This is a genomic window from Streptomyces zingiberis, from assembly GCF_012034935.1.
GTDB lineage: Bacteria > Actinomycetota > Actinomycetes > Streptomycetales > Streptomycetaceae > Streptomyces > Streptomyces zingiberis.
This window is the reverse complement of the sequence record NZ_JAATEN010000019.1, coordinates 57,674-73,953: the sequence shown is the minus strand read 5'-3', so window position 1 is coordinate 73,953 and position 16,280 is coordinate 57,674. Positions and strand designations below refer to the sequence as shown.

General features: G+C 74.1%; 12 protein-coding genes, 1 tRNA gene and 1 pseudogene. 4 read left to right on the top strand and 10 right to left on the bottom strand.

Annotation, left to right across the window (positions count from 1 at the left end):
* Nucleotides 1-206 precede the first annotated feature (206 nt).
* Both HCK00_RS21100 and HCK00_RS21095 read left to right on the top strand, forming a co-directional pair.
* A complete protein-coding gene (locus tag HCK00_RS21100; RefSeq protein WP_168103591.1) occupies nucleotides 207-866 on the top strand; it encodes an NAD(P)H-binding protein in 660 nt (219 codons plus the stop codon).
* A 1,162-nt stretch (nucleotides 867-2,028) separates the two neighbouring features.
* Nucleotides 2,029-3,267: a helix-turn-helix domain-containing protein gene (locus HCK00_RS21095; RefSeq protein ID WP_168103590.1), complete on the top strand. Its 1,239-nt coding sequence runs from the start codon at nucleotides 2,029-2,031 to the stop codon at nucleotides 3,265-3,267.
* A 47-nt stretch (nucleotides 3,268-3,314) separates the two neighbouring features.
* Here HCK00_RS21095 and HCK00_RS21090 read toward each other — a convergent pair whose 3' ends face one another.
* Nucleotides 3,315-3,737: a GNAT family N-acetyltransferase gene (locus HCK00_RS21090; RefSeq protein WP_240965868.1), complete on the bottom strand. Its 423-nt coding sequence runs from the start codon at nucleotides 3,735-3,737 to the stop codon at nucleotides 3,315-3,317.
* A 77-nt stretch (nucleotides 3,738-3,814) separates the two neighbouring features.
* Here HCK00_RS21090 and HCK00_RS21085 point away from each other — a divergent pair.
* Nucleotides 3,815-4,177: pseudogene (locus tag HCK00_RS21085) on the top strand (site-specific integrase); the annotation flags it as partial.
* 195 nt (nucleotides 4,178-4,372) lie between these two features.
* On the opposite strand, the gene HCK00_RS21080 reads toward HCK00_RS21085, so the two are convergent.
* Nucleotides 4,373-4,454 (bottom strand) — tRNA-Tyr (locus HCK00_RS21080).
* A gap of 192 nt (nucleotides 4,455-4,646) precedes the next feature.
* Here HCK00_RS21080 and HCK00_RS21075 point away from each other — a divergent pair.
* Complete coding sequence (locus tag HCK00_RS21075) at nucleotides 4,647-5,135, top strand: YajQ family cyclic di-GMP-binding protein (protein WP_168103626.1); 489 nt, start codon at nucleotides 4,647-4,649, stop codon at nucleotides 5,133-5,135.
* Between the two features lie 384 nt (nucleotides 5,136-5,519).
* Here HCK00_RS21075 and HCK00_RS28225 read toward each other — a convergent pair whose 3' ends face one another.
* The 8 genes from HCK00_RS28225 to HCK00_RS21035 form a co-directional block, all read right to left on the bottom strand.
* Entirely contained in the window at nucleotides 5,520-6,710 is a 1,191-nt protein-coding gene (locus tag HCK00_RS28225; protein ID WP_277348273.1) for an AAA family ATPase, read from the bottom strand.
* 628 nt (nucleotides 6,711-7,338) lie between these two features.
* Entirely contained in the window at nucleotides 7,339-7,737 is a 399-nt protein-coding gene (locus HCK00_RS21065) for a YccF domain-containing protein (RefSeq protein ID WP_168103589.1), read from the bottom strand.
* A 447-nt stretch (nucleotides 7,738-8,184) separates the two neighbouring features.
* Complete coding sequence (gene htpX, locus HCK00_RS21060) at nucleotides 8,185-9,045, bottom strand: zinc metalloprotease HtpX (RefSeq protein WP_168103588.1); 861 nt, start codon at nucleotides 9,043-9,045, stop codon at nucleotides 8,185-8,187.
* A 252-nt stretch (nucleotides 9,046-9,297) separates the two neighbouring features.
* Nucleotides 9,298-11,022, bottom strand: coding sequence for an NADH-quinone oxidoreductase subunit N (locus HCK00_RS21055; protein ID WP_168103587.1), 1,725 nt, complete (start codon nucleotides 11,020-11,022; stop codon nucleotides 9,298-9,300).
* Nucleotides 11,019-12,965 carry a complex I subunit 4 family protein gene (locus HCK00_RS21050; RefSeq protein ID WP_168103586.1) on the bottom strand — a complete coding sequence of 649 codons (1,947 nt, stop codon included), beginning with the start codon at nucleotides 12,963-12,965 and terminating at the stop codon, nucleotides 11,019-11,021. The genes HCK00_RS21055 and HCK00_RS21050 overlap by 4 nt, the downstream gene beginning before the upstream one ends.
* Complete coding sequence (locus HCK00_RS27840) at nucleotides 12,962-15,139, bottom strand: NADH-quinone oxidoreductase subunit 5 family protein (protein WP_311765418.1); 2,178 nt, start codon at nucleotides 15,137-15,139, stop codon at nucleotides 12,962-12,964. The genes HCK00_RS21050 and HCK00_RS27840 overlap by 4 nt, the downstream gene beginning before the upstream one ends.
* Nucleotides 15,136-15,549: an NADH-quinone oxidoreductase subunit NuoK gene (nuoK, locus tag HCK00_RS21040; protein ID WP_168103585.1), complete on the bottom strand. Its 414-nt coding sequence runs from the start codon at nucleotides 15,547-15,549 to the stop codon at nucleotides 15,136-15,138. The genes HCK00_RS27840 and nuoK overlap by 4 nt, the downstream gene beginning before the upstream one ends.
* The gene (locus HCK00_RS21035) at nucleotides 15,549-16,202 is read right to left on the bottom strand and encodes an NADH-quinone oxidoreductase subunit J family protein (protein ID WP_168103625.1); all 654 of its coding nucleotides are present in this window, start codon (nucleotides 16,200-16,202) and stop codon (nucleotides 15,549-15,551) included. Before HCK00_RS21035 ends, nuoK begins: the two co-directional genes overlap by 1 nt.
* Between the last annotated feature and the right edge of the window lie 78 nt (nucleotides 16,203-16,280).

Genomic DNA, 16,280 nt, shown 5'->3' with positions numbered 1-16,280 from the left:
GGCAGGACGGCGCGCGCCGGAGGTCGGGGCGCGCGGGAGTACGGGGCTCGCCGGAGGACGGGGCGCGCGGGGCGTGGCCGGGCCCCGGTGCGCGTGGTCGCATCCCCGCACGGAATCGCTCGCGCGTCCGGGAGCCGGGGCGAGGCGGGCGGCCGGCCGGCATGCCCGCCGCCCGGGTTCCGCGGCGGCCACGTACGGTCAGGGGTATGCGTACTGTCATCGCTGGAGGACACGGTCAGATCGCGCTGCGGCTGGAGCGGTTGCTCGCCGGGCGCGGAGACGAGGTCGCGGGCCTCATCCGCAACCCCGCGCAGGAGGAGGACCTGCGGCAGGCGGGCGCCGAACCCGTGCTGTGCGACCTGGAGTCGGCGACCCTGGAGGAGGTCACGGCCCATCTGCGGGGCGCCGACGCGGCCGTGTTCGCGGCGGGCGCGGGTCCGGGGAGCGGGATCGAACGCAAGGACACCGTGGACCGGGCCGCCGCGGAACTCTTCGCCCAGGCCGCCGAACGAGCCGGAGTGCGGCGCTTCCTCGTCGTCTCCTCGATGGGTGCGGACAAGGAGCCGCCGCCGGACACCGATCCCGTGTTCGCCGCCTATCTGCGCGCCAAGAGCGCGGCCGACGCCGCCGTACGGGCCCACACCGCCCTGGACTGGACGATCCTGCGCCCGGGCCGGCTGACCGACGAGCCGGGCTCGGGCCTGGTCGAACTGGCCGAGCACACCGGGCGGGACGCGGTCTCGCGCGACGACGTGGCGGCGGTCCTGGCCGCGCTGCTGGACGAGCCGGGGACGGCGGGCAAGACGCTGGAACTGATCGGCGGGCTGGTCCCGGTCCCCGACGCGGTCCGGACCGTGGCGGACTGACCGCCCGCGACCCCCTCCCCGGCCCGCCCGGGACGGCACCGGCGGACGGCGGACGCCCGGCACCGCGGCCCCGCCGCCCGGGCACCCGCCGCCGCTCACGCCGGACGGGACCCGTGACCGTTCGGCCGGCCCGCCCGAAGCGGACCGGCCGAACGGGACAGCACGGAGCCCGGGGTGGCCCCGGCCGGGGGCACGCCACGGTGACGTGGAGAGGGCCCCTCCCCTGGGGAACGCCTGGGGGAAGACACTCGTCGGCCGACGACGGGAGACGGCCCTCGCGGGCGCGAGCCGTCCACGGCCCGTCCACACCTGTCCGAGCGGCGGCGGGCAACGAAGAACCCCCTCCGACCAGTAATTTTCCCTGGTCAGAGGGGGTCTTTTTCCAGTGTGGCGGCGCCAGGATTCGAACCTGGGAAGGCTGAGCCGGCAGATTTACAGTCCCCTGTTGATCTCCGCGCCGCACGTGCCCTGACCTGGTACGCAGCGTTCGCGCGGGACGCTGTGACTCTGCTTCGTCCGCACCTCGTCCACAGGGACGAACCAGCGGTCGGCCGTCCACCGGCATGTGCACGGCCTCTGGCGTCTGCGACATGAAGTCGAGGACAGGGCCCACAGGAACGACTGGGGACTCACCACTCGCCTACGGCCGGCCACCATGGGCCGAGGGCTCACCACCGTATTGGCTCGGCGGTTCCGCCCGAACATTCAGGGCATGGCCGCTTCTCGGTCCACCCGCAGAGGTGGCAACCGCCGAACCCGCAGCAACCGTCACACCAGATCTGGCCGCGCCCGGCGCAACAGCCGCACAGAGTGCCGTACGTCCACAAGGACCAAGGGGGCGCTCCGCCCGTGCGCCCGGCCCGTGGCTTCGGATGGCGAGCCGTGCTCCCGGTCATGAGTGATGGGCGTGATTGCGAATCTCGATGTTGAGATCGGTCACCTTGGAGAAGTCTCCACTCCTCCTCGCTTTGACTCGCTGGGAATCCAGCGCAAAGCACACATCGCAACCCGTTGTGGGTTCCGGGTCTCCCTCCAGCCACAGGGGAAGGTCTACGGGGTCTGAGGAATACCGCCTGGGTTCTGTCATAAGGTCCAGGGTCGAACCAGACAAGATCAGCGCCAAGCGGCCACCTGTAGGCCAGTTGTAGGCCACAATCGAGGCATGAGGAGCGACATCGGGGCCAACATCCGGCGGATTCGCACAGAGCGCGGATGGAGTCAGGCACGTCTGGGCCATGAGGTCTGCCACGTCGCCGGGTTAGCCGGTGACCCGGTGGGGAGGCAGGAAGTCAGCCGATGGGAGACCGGCAGGCGCACACCCCGTGAATGGCTGCCGTCCATCGCCACCGCTCTGGGCGTATCCACAGAAACCCTCACGGCACCCCAGAAGGCTGTTGAACCCCCTTTGCCAACTCTCGCCGATTTCCTTCCCGAAGAGGATTCGCTGAGCCCTCTCGAAGCACGCACAGGGCGCCGCGTCGGCATGGTGAACGTGGACGACCTCCGGCAGCGTGTCCATGGACTACGCCTTGCTGATGACGTTCTGGCCGGAGGTGATCTGATCCGCCCGGCGCTGAGAGAACTTCGCTCAGCCGTGAAGCTGTACCGGGAAAGCACTCACACGAGCGAGGTAGGGCGCCAATTGCTGCGTCAGATCGGGGAGTTGGCTCAGATCGCCGGTTGGATCGCCAGCGACGCCGGGCAGTTCGAAGAGGCAGAACGCATCTACCGGCTGGGGATCAGCGCCGCGCGGCAAGCGGAAGACAACACGCTGGCCGGGAACATCGCCGGATCACTCGCTTATCAACTCAGCAACACGGGGCGGAAGTCCGAAGGGGTGACTCTGGCACAGGCCGCTCTGCACGATGCAGGCCCGGAAGCCCCGCCGAAGGCCCGTGCCCTGTATCTCGACCGGGTGGCCTGGGCTCACGCACAGGCAGGAGAGGCGCAACCCGCCATGCGCGCGCTGGGGGAGGCTGCGCTGGCCCTCGGAGAAGACAGCCCCGATACCGAGGCGCCGGGCTACTTGTACTGGGTGAACGCAGGCGAACTCAGAATCATGGAATCGCGCGTATACACAGAGCTTCGTCGACCCTTGCGCGCCGTGCCCCTGCTCCGTGAGGTGTTGAGCGGTTATGACACCACGCACACCCGGGAATTGGCGCTGTACCTGTCATGGCTTGCCATGGCTCTCGCCGATGCCAATGAGCCGGAAGAAGCGGCAACCGTCGCCGAGCGGGTTATCGAGTTGGGCTCTGACACACCGTCCGAACGAGTTGCCGAGCGAACGCGTGTCATCCTCAACCGGCTTCAGGATTTCCGGGAGGTCCCGGAAGTGGGCGCCATACTCGCCGAACATCCTTCACGTCTCCCACACGCCAACGGATACGCGGGGAGCTGACGAGTCGACTCCCCGCGTAGGCGCTCTCCGTGCGCCGGCCGAAGACGCTACACAATCCGATCCTGAATCCCTGTTGCTGCGCGCTTAGCGGGGCGCTGCGCCAGCCATCCGGAGACCCGACCGCCACCGTTCACAGCGCTCCCGGAAGTCACCGTACGGACATGCGTGAAGCCCTGCCGAAGGTAGTAGGCGTGGAGTCGCGGATTGGTCGTCCAGGCGTCGAGCCGTAGCCCATCAGCGCCGGACCGCGCAGCGCGGTCCCCGGACCAGTCGAGAATCCGCGCACCGAGGTCGCGTCCGCTGTCCTGTCGCCGCACAGTGAGCTTGTGGACGTAGAGTGCCGGGTCCTTCAACTCCTCCGGTGTCCACGCGCCCGGTTCCCGATCCTCCCCGTCGAGCGTCACCGTAGCCACCGCGTCCCCACCGTCGTGGAAGAGGAAAACGTTGCCGCGACCGATACTCGACAGCATGAGTTCCGGCGGGTAGGGCTTACGCCAGTGGTCGATGCCCTGGGAAGTGAGCCACTCGGCCGGCCTGAATTGGTCGCGCCATGTCGCGGTGGCACCTCTCCGCCTACGGCACGCCGCCGGACGGACGGCTGTTCCGCACCCTGCGCGGCGGGCTGGTCCAGGAGAGCGGCTACGGGGAGGTCTGGGCGCGCGCCAGGGGCAAGGCACTCACCCCGGCGGCAGCGGCGTCGCTCATGGCCAAGCGTCCCTACGATCTCCGCCATGCCGCCGTGTCCACCTGGCTGAGTTCCGGGGTCGAGCCCCAGCTCGTCGCCAAGCGCGCGGGGCACAGCGTCGCCGTCCACTTCCGGGTGTACGTGAAGTTCCTCGGCAACAGCGACGACGCGGCCAACGCGAAGATTTCCGCCCGGCTGGGGGAGCGGGGGACGCCCCTGGCCTGAGTCCCGGCCACGCACCCCACACCTGCCCCACAGCCGCAGGTGAGAGCCGCGAATCCCGTCCACACCCCGTCCAGAAGCGCTGGTAGAGGGCGGGCCCGAACGAGACACAGCGGGACAGTCAAGCCCTGCTCAGGTCTCGGCATGAAGAAGGCCCCTGCCTGCGTACTCGCAGGTCAGGGGCCTTTTTCATTCCTGTGGCGGCGCCAGGATTCGAACCTGGGAAGGCTGAGCCGGCAGATTTACAGTCTGCTCCCTTTGGCCGCTCGGGCACACCGCCTGGAAGGGCTGCCACCGGGCCCGCTGCGCGCGGTTCCCGGCGGCGACGTCGTCAACCATACCCGATGAACCAGGGTGGTCCGCCACCTGGTTGATCACCGTTGGATCATGGCCGGGATGGCTAGGCTGGGCGCTGCGGAACCCGGTGGTTCCGCGTCATCGGACAGTTCTACGGATGAGGAGCCAACTCACGATGGCCGACTCCAGTTTCGACATCGTCTCGAAGGTCGAGCGGCAGGAGGTCGACAACGCTCTCAACCAGGCCTCCAAGGAGATCTCGCAGCGCTACGACTTCCGGAACGTCGGCGCGTCGATCGCGTGGTCCGGCGAGCGGATCCTGATGCAGGCGAACTCGGAGGAGCGGGTCAACGCGATCCTCGACGTCTTCCAGTCCAAGCTGGTCAAGCGCGGGATCTCGCTGAAGGCGCTGGACGCGGGGGAGCCGCAGCTCTCCGGCAAGGAGTACAAGATCTTCGCCTCGATCGAGGAGGGGATCTCCCAGGAGAACGCGAAGAAGGTCGCGAAGATGATCCGCGACGAGGGGCCGAAGGGCGTCAAGGCCCAGGTGCAGGGGGACGAGCTGCGGGTCTCCTCCAAGAGCCGGGACGACCTGCAGACGGTGCAGCAGCTCATCCGGGGCAAGGACCTGGATTTCGCCGTCCAGTTCGTCAACTACCGGTAGCGGTGCCGTGGCGGCCGACCGCGTGACGGCGGCCGGCCCCCTCATGACGAGGCGGCCGTCCGGCGCGTGACGGCGCCGGGACGGCCGGGACGACACCGGCGGTGACGGTGACGCCGCCGACGATGTCGGCGGGGGCCACGGCGACGACCGGGACCACGGGAAGGGCACGACGCGGGCGGATCGCCGGGCAGCGCCTGGGTGGTGATCCGCCCCCGGCGTGCCCTTCTCTGTCTCCCGGCCGTCCGCCCCGGAGGCCGCGGCGGCGTTCCCGCATCGGCCCCCGGGGCGGACGGAATCGGCCCACGCCGGGAGCCGGGACCGGTCCGTGGCCGGGCGGGGAGCCCGCGTCCCTGGCCGGGCGCGGAGCCGGCCCGGGGCGCGGGGTCAGCCCGCGGCCAGGTACCGGGCCAGGTGCCGGGCCGGGGAGGGGGCCGGGGACGGGGCCGCGATCAGGGAACGGGCTGTGGCCAGGGCGCGGGCCGGGTTGCCGCCGGAGGCCCGGTGCGCCGGACCGGCCAGCCGGGGTGGCAGGCCATGGCCGGTGAGGAGTTCGGCGGTGTCCGCGGCGGAGAGCGGCGGGACGGCGACCGTCTCCCCCTCCCCGGCACCGCACAGCGACCGGGAGACCGTGGCGACGGGCGAGGAGCGTCCCGTGCCTGCCCGGCGCGGTCGGCGCGGGGCGCCCGCCCCCGGGGGTGGTGAGGCGTCCGGACCGGGCGCCGGTGAACTGCCCCGGCCCGGCAGGAGCGGGGAACCCGCGGTGGACGGAGCGCCCCCCGCGTACGGGGAGTCCCCCGCGTACGGGGAGCCCGCCGCATACGGCCGCGGGGTTCCCGACGGGGACCGGGGGAACGGGGCCGCTGGTGAGGGGAGCACGGGCGGGGAGACCGTCGGCGCGCGCGTGCGTTCGGCGAGCAGGACGCGGAGTTCGGGCGGCACGGACCCGTCGTAGGGGTGGAGGACGGAGCGGAGCAGCCGCAGGCTCTCCTGGTCCAGCCACTGCGCGTCGTCGATCACCAGCAGGACCGGCCACTCCCCCGCCAGTCTGCGCAGCAGCGCGGGGACGGTGGCGGCCCGTGCGAGGCCGGCCGGGGTGGCCCGGCGGGCCCGGCCGGCGCCGGTGCCCGTGCCGCGGCGGGTGCCGGCGGTCCGGGACGGAGCCTCCGGTTCGGCGCCCCGGCGCGTCCCCGTGGTGCGGCGGCTCCGCGCGGCGCCCGGTGCGGCCGGGCGCGCCGGGGGGAAGGCGGCACCGGCGGCCCGCGCCGCCGGCAGGCCGGCGCCCGCGCGCAGGGACATCCCGGGCAGGGGGGCCAGGGCCGCCGTCGGGATGGCGTCGAGCAGCGCGTTCGCGGCCGCTCCGGGGACGCTCCGGTCACGTTCGCGGGGCGCGAGGCGGAGCACGGTCTCACCGTGCGCCTCGGCAGTGGCGGCGACCGCGTCGAGCAGGGCCGTCCGCCCCGCTCCGGCGGGGCCGGTGAGGACGGCACGGCCGTGGTCGCGCAGGGTGTGGGCGAGCCGCTGGACGAGACCGGTCCGCCCGGCGAGTTCCATGGGGTGCTCAGCTGTCGGCCGCATGACACGTCCTCCGCCTTCGCGCGTCCTGCCGTCAGGGGGCGCCGGGCCCCACGGACCGCGGTCCCGCGTCCCGTTGGGGGTGGGACGGGACCGCGGATCGTGGGGGACCCGCGGGGTCCGGGCCGCCACCGTGGGGGAAGCGGCGGCCGGTATCACGACTCTAGATTCGGCAGGTCACGCCCGATACGGGGAAAACCCTTGTCGCGCCCCGGGGCTCCGCCAGGGCACCCGCACAGGGCACCCGGGGGTGACGGTGCCCGCCCGCGTCCGTGCGGCTTTCGAGGCCGGTGGCCGGACGAGGATGCCGGCGGCCGGACGAGGGCGCCGGTGCCGGACGAGGGCACCGGTGGCCGTCCGCGCCCGGCTTCCGGGGTGCCGGGCCTGGTCGCGGGCCGGGCCGGAGCCGCTGGCCGGGCGGGAACCGGCACGCGGGCCGGGATGGCGGGGCCGGATCGGGCAGCGCGCGGGGCCCGTCCGGCAGGGCGGGCCAGGACCGCAGGCGGGGCCGCGCACGCCGCGCGTCCGCCTCCGCCGTCCCGCCGGGGTGGCCGCGAACGTCCGGGAGCCGCGTGGAATCCATGATTCCCGCGGCTCCGGGGCAGGGGCCGGTGCCGGGCACCGGCGGTGGTCAAACGGTGCTGGTGGCGAACGGGCGGTCGGTGGGGACGATCTCCCGGCCGAGGGGCAGCAAGGAGATGGGGATCAGCTTGAAGTTGGCGATGCCCAGTGGGATGCCGATGATCGTCACGCAGAGGGCGAGTCCGGTGAAGACGTGCCCCAGCGCCAGCCACCAGCCCGCGAAGATGATCCAGATGACATTGCCGATGAGCGATCCGGCGCCCGCGCCGGGCCGCTCGACGGTCGTCTTGCCGAAGGGCCACAGCGCGTACGCGGCGATGCGGAACGACGCTATGCCGAACGGAATGGTGATGATCAGTAGACAGCAGACGATGCCGGCCGCGACATAGGCCAGCGCCAGCCAGAAGCCGGCCAGTACGAGCCAGATCAGGTTCAGAAGAGTCCTCACCCGTCCAGCCTGCCAGGAAACTCCGGGCTCCGCCCGTCCCCGGCGGGGCGTGATCGCCGGGCGGGGCTCGGAGCGCTCCGGCGACACCCGGCGGCCACCGGCCGCCGGGGCGGGAGCGGGACGTTCACCGGCGGACCGGCGGGGCGCCTCCACGGCCCTGCCGCGAGGATCCCCGTCCCGGACGGAGAGTCTCCACAGGGCGACGCCGGAGCGGCGGAGCGGCGGAGCGGCGGGGTCACGGGACCCCGAGGAGCCGGCCACGGCTCCGGCCCGCCGCCGGCGGCGTCTCGTCGGCGCCCCGCCGGCGCCCAGCCGTGCCGGCCCCGCCGTACGGCCCGCCGTCCTCGTCCGCGTTCGTCCGCGTTCGTCCGGTGCTCCTCCGCTGCTCGTCCGCTGCTCGTCCGGCGCGCCGCGCCCCGTCCCTCCCCGGGCGGGGACGTCCCGAACTCAGTGGCGGTGGCCCGCCATCCGCTCCAGGCGGCTGATGCGCTCGGCCATCGGCGGGTGGGTGGCGAAGAGCTTGGAGACGGTGCCGGGGCGGAAGGGGTTGGCGATCATCATGTGGCTGGCCGTCTCGATCCGCGGCTCGGGGGGCAGCGGGAGCTGCTTCGTCCCGGCCTCCAGCTTGCGCAGGGCGCTGGCGAGGGCCAGCGGGTCACCGGTCATCCCGGCGCCCGAGGCGTCCGCCTCGTACTCCCGGGAGCGGCTGACGGCCATCTGGATCAGCGAGGCGGCCAGCGGCCCCAGCAGCATGATCAGCAGAAGGCCGAAGATGCCGGGGCCCTCGTCGTCCTCGCCCCGGCCGAAGGGGATCAGCCAGGCGAAGTTGACCAGGAACATCACCACGGAGGCGAGCGCTCCGGCGACCGAGGAGATGAGGATGTCCCGGTTGTGGACATGGCTCAGCTCATGGCCGAGAACGCCGCGCAGCTCGCGCTCGTCGAGGAGGCGCAGGATGCCGTCGGTGCAGCAGACGGCAGCGTTGCGCGGGTTGCGCCCGGTGGCGAAGGCGTTGGGGGCCTGCGTCGGGGAGATGTAGAGGCGCGGCATGGGCTGGCGGGCGGCGGTGGAGAGCTCCCGCACGATGCGGTAGAGCTGCGGCGCCTCGAACTCGCTCACCGGGCGGGCCCGCATCGCGCGTAGAGCGATCTTGTCGCTGTTCCAGTACGCGTACGCGTTGGTACCGAGCGCCACGAGGACCGCGACGATCAGCCCCGTACGGCCGAAGAGGCCGCCGATCACGATGATCAGCGCCGAGAGAGCGCCGAGAAGTACGGCGGTCTTCAGCCCGTTGTGGCGGCGGTGCACGGTTCGCCCTCCTGCTCTGCGGCGAGGAACTCCCCGCTGAAGAGTTCCACCCTTCGGTGGCCCCATTCCTCTCCAGGTCAACGCGGGCTCGGAGGGCAGAGTTCCCTGGTGGCCGTCGTGCCGGCCACCGGGCGGGGGCGGGTCCGCGCGGGCCGGGCCCGGTGGCGGACGGGCGCGGGCGGGCTCCTGGCGGGCGCGCCGGCCGGAGCCGGGCCGGGCCTCTTCGGCGCACCGCGAGGAGACCCGCCGGGCTCAGAACAGCGCGGCCGTGACGAAGCGCAGGACGAGCTGGGGCGCGCCGGAGAGCGCGACGCCCAGGACGGCGGCGAGGGAGATGGCGGCGGCGAGGGAGACGGGGGTGCGGAGCGGGGCCGCCCCGCCGGGGGCCGCGGAGACCCCGGGGGCCGCGGAGGCCCCGGAGGCAGTCGTCCCGGTCGCGGCGCCCTTCGTGCTCCCCCGCGGGGCCGCCGTCGCGCTCCCCGCCCCGGCCGCCGGGCTTTCCGCAGGGCCCGCGGCGGCTCCCACGGCGGAGAGCGTGGCCGGGCCGCCGTCCGCCCCGCCGTCCGCCGTAGCGCTCGCCCCGCCGTCGGCCGGGCCGTCCGCCGTACCCGTCACCGGCGCGCGGAAGAGGTCGGCCGTCCAGCGCAGGTAGTAGACGAGGGCGATGACGACGTTCACGGCCGTGACCAGGGCCAGCCAGCCGAGCCCGGCCTCCAGCGCGGCCGAGACCACCGCCGCCTTGGCGAAGAGACCGATCACTCCCGGCGGCAGCCCGGCCAGGACGAGCAGGAAGAAGGCGAGGGCGAGGGCGGCGAGCGGGTGCTCCGCCCACAGCCCGCGGAAGTCGGCGATCCGGCCCGCCGGACGCGCCCGGACCACCAGGGCGGTGACGGCGAAGGCACCGAGATTGACGGCGGCGTACATCAGGGCGTAGGCGACGGCGGTGCCGACGGCCCCACCGGAGGCGCCGGTGTACGCGGCGGCGGCGACCGGCACCAGCAGATAGCCGGCCTGCCCCACGGAGGACCAGGCCAGCAGCCGTACGGCGCCGTGCGCGCGGTCCGGCCGCTGGCGGAGCGCCGCCGCGTTACCGGCGGTCATCGTCAGGGCGGCGAGCACGGCGACGACGGGTCCCCAGACCTCCGCGTGCGAGGGGAAGGCCACGACCGCCACCAGGATCAGCCCGGCGAGCCCCGCCGCCTTGCCGACCACCGACAGATAGCCGGCGACGGGCACGGGCGCGCCGATGTAGGTGTCCGGCACCCAGAAGTGGAAGGGCGCGGCGGCCGCCTTGAAGGCGAAACCGACCAGGGTCAGTGCGACGCCCGCGGTGGCGAGGGTGGCGAGGCCGGGGGGCACGTCCGCGAGCCCGTCCGCGACGCGCGGCAGGTGCAGCGCACCGGTGACCGCGTAGACGAAGCTCACGCCGAGCAGCATGACGGCCGTGGCGGTCACCGAGGACAGGAAGAACTTCAGCGCGGACTCGCCCGACAGCCTGCTGTCGCGCACTAGGCCGACCAGCGCGAAGACCGGCAGCGAGGCGACCTCCAGGGCGATCACCAGGGTCGCCAGATCGCGGGAGGCGGGCAGCAGGGCGGCCCCGGCGGCGGACGCGAGCAGCAGGAACCAGTACTCCCCGGCGGGGACCTGCCGGTCCCGGACGGTGTGCAGGGAGATCAGCGCCGTCAGCAGGGCGCCGCCGAGCACCAGGAACTGGAACGCCAGCGCGAACGGGTCGGCCACGTAGCTGCACGTGTCCGGATCGGTGGTGAGACAGAAGGTGCGCCGCTCGCCGCCGAGCAGCGGCAGCAGGGCGAGCCCGGCGAGCAGGAGCCCGGCGGTGGCGAGGACGCCCAGCAGCGGCTTACGCCGCTCCGGCAGGAAGAGATCGGCGACCAGGACCACCAGGGCGGCCCCGGCGGCGAGGGCGGGCGGGGCGAGGGCGAGCCAGTCGACGGACTGGACGAGGGAGGTCATCGGCTGCCTCCGGTCAGCAGGGCCTGCACGGCCGGGTCGGTCAGGCCGAGGAGGACGGCGGGCCAGAGGCCGGCGAGGACGGTGAGGACGACGAGCGGGGTCCAGGCGGCGAACTCGTGGCCCCGGACGTCGGCGAAGACGGGCGGGGCGGCTCCGCGGGAGGCGGACGCGGCGGGGGTGGCGGTCGCCGGGGCGGTGCCGGCCGGGGTGGCGGTGACCGGGGCGGTGGCGGCCGGGCCGCTGCCGGCTGCCGGGGCGGTGTGCGCGGCCGCGTGGGGGCCCGCGCGGCCGCCGGCCTGGGCGCCCTCCCGGGCACCCATGCCCTCGGCGGAGGCGGCGGAAGCACCGGGCGAGCCGTCCGAGCCGTCCGTGTCCACGGACGCGTCCACGTCCGCGGGGGCGGCCGGGACGGCTCCGTCCGAGTGGCCCGGTTCGCGGTCGCCCATGCAGACGCGGCGGACGACCACCAGCAGATACGCGGCGGTGAGCAGCGTGCCGGCCGCGCCGACCGCCGTGAACACCAGGAAGAGGGGGCGGTTGAGCCCGTCCGCGGGCCGGAAGGCCCCGAAGAGGGCGAGCATCTCGCCCCAGAACCCGGCGAGACCGGGGAGGCCCAGGGAGGCGACGGCGCCGAAGGCGAACAGCCCGCCGAGACGGGGCGCGCGCCCGTAGAGCGCGCCGCCGGACACCCCCGCGAGCCGGTCGAGGTCGGCGGTGCCGTAGCGCTCCTTGACCGCGCCGACGAGGAAGAAGAGCAGGCCGGTGATGAGGCCGTGGGCGATGTTGGCGAAGAGGGCGCCGTTGACCCCGGTGGGGGTGAGGCTCGCGATGCCGAGCAGCACGAAGCCCATGTGGCCCACGGAGGAGTAGGCGATGAGCCGCTTGAGGTCCCCGCCGCCGAACCGGCCGCCGTCACCGCCGCCACCGCCTCCGCCGGGGCCCTCCCCCGCGCCCGCCGGGGACGCGGACCGCGGCGAGGCGGACGGTGGCAGGGCGAGGCCGAGGCAGGCGAGCGAGCCGTAGACGATCCCCGCGACGGCGAGGGCGCCCAGGTAGGGGGCGACGGTCCGCATCCCGTCGGGGGCGATCGGCAGCAGGATGCGGACGAAGCCGTAGGTGCCCATCTTCAGCAGCACCCCGGCGAGGAGCACCGAGCCCGTGGTGGGGGCGGCGGTGTGGGCGTCGGGGAGCCAGCTGTGCAGCGGCCACATCGGGGTCTTCACGGCGAGGCCGGCGCCGATGGCGAGCACGGCCAGCAGTTGCGTTCCGTGACCGATCGGGGACGGACTGTCGGTGGCGAGTGCCACCATGTCGAAGGTGCCGCCCCGCAGCCCGAGGAGAAGGAGGCCCAGCAGCATCACGACGGAGCCGAGCAGCGTGTAGAGGATGAACTTCCAGGCCGCCCGCTCACGGCCCGCGCCACCCCAGCGGGCGATGAGGAAGTACATCGGGATGAGGACTGTCTCGAACGCCAGGAAGAACAGGAGCAGGTCGAGGACGGCGAAGGTGGCGAGGGTGCCGCCCTCCAGGAGCAGCAGCAGCGCCACGAAGCCGCGGGCGGAGGTGCCCTTCGGGCCGCGGAAATAGGCGTGCACCGCGCAGAGGAAGGTGAGGAGCGCGGTCAGCACGAGAAGGGGGAGCGAGACCCCGTCGACGCCCAGGTGGAAGCGGGTGCCGAGGGCGGGGATCCAGGGGACGTCGGTGGTGGCCTGCATCCGGGCCGGGTCGCCCCGGTCGAAGCCGGCCGCCAGCGCGACGGAGAGCAGCAGGACGGCGCCGGTGACGGTCACGCCGTGCCGGAGCACGGCCTGGTCGGGCCCGCGGCCCCGCAGTCCGGGCGGCGCGGGCAGCAGGGCGGTGACGGAGCCGAGGAAGGGGACGGCGACGACCGCGAGGAGGAGGTACGGCAGCACGGTGCCCGTGGTCAGGCCGGTCACGGTCACGCTCCGGTTCCGGTGGCGAGGAGGACGGCGGCCGCCGCCAGCAGGACGGAGCCGGCGAGCAGGGCGGCCAGGTAGGTCTGGGCGTTGCCGGTCTGGGCCCGGCGGACCAGCGCGCCCAGCAGCCCCGGCACGGCGGCGACGGCCCGCACGGCGCGCTCGACGACGTCCCGGTCGGCGCGGCGGACCAGGGCGGCCGCGGCGAGCGTGGGGCGGACGGCCAGCGCGGCCCAGAGCCGGTCCGCGTGGAAGCCCGCGGCGGCGTGGCGGTGGAGCCTGCCGAGGAGGAGGCGGCCCGGATCGGCCGGATCCGCCGCGGCGGCGACGGAGCCGTAGGCCGGCTCGTGGGTGGCGATGGCTTCGGCCTCGGAGCGGGCCGGCTCCTCCGCGCCGGGGTGCGCGGGGACGGCGGCCACCGGCACGGGCGGGGCCGTGCGGGCCAGGGCGGTGGTGTGCCGCCAGGTGGCGTAGGTGAGCAGGATGCCGACGAGGGCCAGACCGGTCCCGAGGACGGAGGTGACGAGGGTCGGGGCGAGCGAGGTGCCGTCGAACCAGCCGGGCAGCCATCCGACGGTGGCGCCGAGCCCGGCGGCGGGCAGGAACAGGACCCAGAGCACGGCGTTCATGACCACCGGCACGGGAGCGGTGGGGTGCGGCGCGTCCGGGGCGAGGCCGGCCGCCACCGGCGCGGCGGCGTCCGGGGTCCCGGGTGCGCCGCTCCCCGTGCGGGCGCCGGCCACCGGCGCGGGGGTGTCCGGGCCGCCTGCCGCCGCCGGGGTGCCGGTCGCCGGGGTGCCGTCGACAGCGGGGCTTCCGGTCGCCGGCGGGGCGCCGGGGACGCCCATGAGGAGCCAGAGGCGGGTCGCGTACGCGGCGGTGAGGAGGGCGGTGAGCAGGCCGGCGGCGAGGACGGTCCAGCCGACGGCGGCCGGGACGCCCTCGGCCCGGCCGAGAGCGGCGTGTTCGGCCGCGCCCAGGACGGCCTCCTTGGAGAAGAAGCCGCTGAACGGCGGCATGGCGGCGAGGGCCAGCAGGGCGACCGTCATGGTCCAGTAGGCGTCCGGGGCGCGGCGGCGCAGCTCCGGCATCCGGGACATCGCGGCGAGCGAGTTGGTCCCGGCGACATGGATCAGCACGCCCGCGCCGAGGAAGAGGAGCGCCTTGAAGGCGCCGTGGGTGAGGAGGTGGAAGACGGCGGCGCCGCGTTCGCCGAGGGCCAGCGCGCCGGTCATGTAGCCGAGCTGGCCGAGGGTGGAGTAGGCCAGTACGCGCTTGATGTCGTCCTGGGCCAGCGCCGCCAGCGCGGAGCCGGCCATGGTGACGGCGGCCATGACGGCGAGCACGGCCAGCGCGGCGGCGGAGGCGGTGAAGACGGGCAGCAGCCGGGCCACGAAGTAGACACCTGCGGCGACCATCGTCGCGGCGTGGATCAGCGCGGACACCGGCGTGGGACCGGCCATGGCGCTGGGCAGCCAGGTGTGGAGCGGGAACTGGGCGGACTTGCCGGCCACCCCGGCGAGCAGCAGCAGCGCGGTCACCGTCGGGTGGGCGAGGCCGTCCCCGGAAGAGGCGGCCGTCAGGATGCCGTTGATCCGGAAGGTGCCGGCCTCCCCGGCGAGCACGAACAGCCCGATCAGGAAGGGGACGTCACCGGCCTTGGTGACGAGGAACGCCTTGAGGGAGGCGGACCGGGCGGCGGCCGTCTCCCAGTAGTGGCCGACGAGGAAGTAGGAGCAGACCCCCATGACCTCCCAGCCGACCAGCAGCACCATCAGATCACCGGAGTAGACGACCAGCAGCATCGCGGCGGTGAAGAGGGAGACGAGCGCGGCGTAGGAGGGGTACCGCGGGTCGTCGCGCAGATACCCGGTGGAGTAGAGCTGCACGCCGGTGGCGACCACCGCGACGGCCACGGCGACCAGCACCGCGAATCCGTCGAGGTAGAAGGCGAGGTCGATCGGCACGGAGCCGGTGGGGGTGAGCCGCGTGCCCGGGCTCAGGGTCTCCCCGCCGCCCTGCGACACGGCGACGAGGACGGCCAGCGCCGCCGAGGCCAGCACCGGCAGCACGGCGAGCGGCTGGACGAACCCGGGGGCCCGCCGCCCCACGAGCAGGATCGCGACGGCGCCGAGGAACGGCAGCAGGGGGACGAGGACGGCGAGGGTCGTGGTGGTCACGCGGTGGTTCCCGCCTTCCGTACCGGTGTCCGCGGGCCGCCGTGCCGGGGCTCGTCCGCCGGGGTGCCGGCACCGTCCGGCGCGCCGCCGGGGCGCGGGTCCGGGGGTTCGGCGGTGTCCCGGAGGCGGTCGATCCCGGAGTCGCCGCGCCGGCGGAACACCAGGAGCACGATGGCGAGTCCGATGCCGATCTCGGCGGCGGCGACGGTGATGACGAAGAGGGTCAGCGCCTGTCCGGCGTGGAGGGTGTCGCGGAGCCAGACGTCGAACGCGACGAGGTTGAGGTTGACGGCGTTGAGCATCAGCTCGACGGACATCAGGACGAGGATGGCGTTGCGCCGGGCGAGGACACCGTAGAGGCCGGTGCAGAACAGCAGCGCGGCCAGCACGGCGGGGTAGGCGAGATGCATCAGCGCTGTTCCTCCGTGACGCCGTCCCGGCCGCTGTCCCGGTCGGCGTTCCCGCCGTCGTCACGGCCCCTGCCGCCGTCACGGCCCCGGGTGCCGTTCCCGTCGCGGCGCGCGAGGACGATCGCTCCGACCAGCGCCGAGAGCAGCAGCAGGGAGAGCGCCTCGAACGGCAGGACCCAGTGCTGGAAAAGCATCCGGCCGGTGGCGGCGGTGGAGCCCCGCCCGGCTTCGTCCAGGTCGATCCAGGTGGTGCGGAAGGCGTCGACGACCACCCAGACGAGGGTCACGGCCGCGGTGACCGCGACCGCGAGCGCGGCCGGCCGGTTGCCCGAGTCCGCGTCCGGGGAGCGCCCGATGGGGGCCTTGGTCAGCATCAGCCCGAAGAGGAGCAGCACCACCACCGAACCCACGTAGATCAGCACCTGCACCCAGGCGATGAACTCGGCCGTCAGCAGCAGGTACTCCACGGCGAGCCCGCCGAGCGCCACCACCAGCCAGAGCGCGGCGTGCACCAGCTGCCGGGTGGTGACGGTGACGATCGCCGCCCCGAGGGTGACCAGACCCACCAGCAGGAAGGCGATCTCCACCCCCGTGGGGGAGAGGAAGCCCCGCCCGCCGGCCTCGGCCGCCAGGGTCACCGCGTGGGTACGCATCGCGTTCGCGCCCGCCGTCGGCGCCTGGGCCCCGGCGGCGTGCGCCCCGGCGCTCAGCAGCTCGGTGGCGAGCGGCAC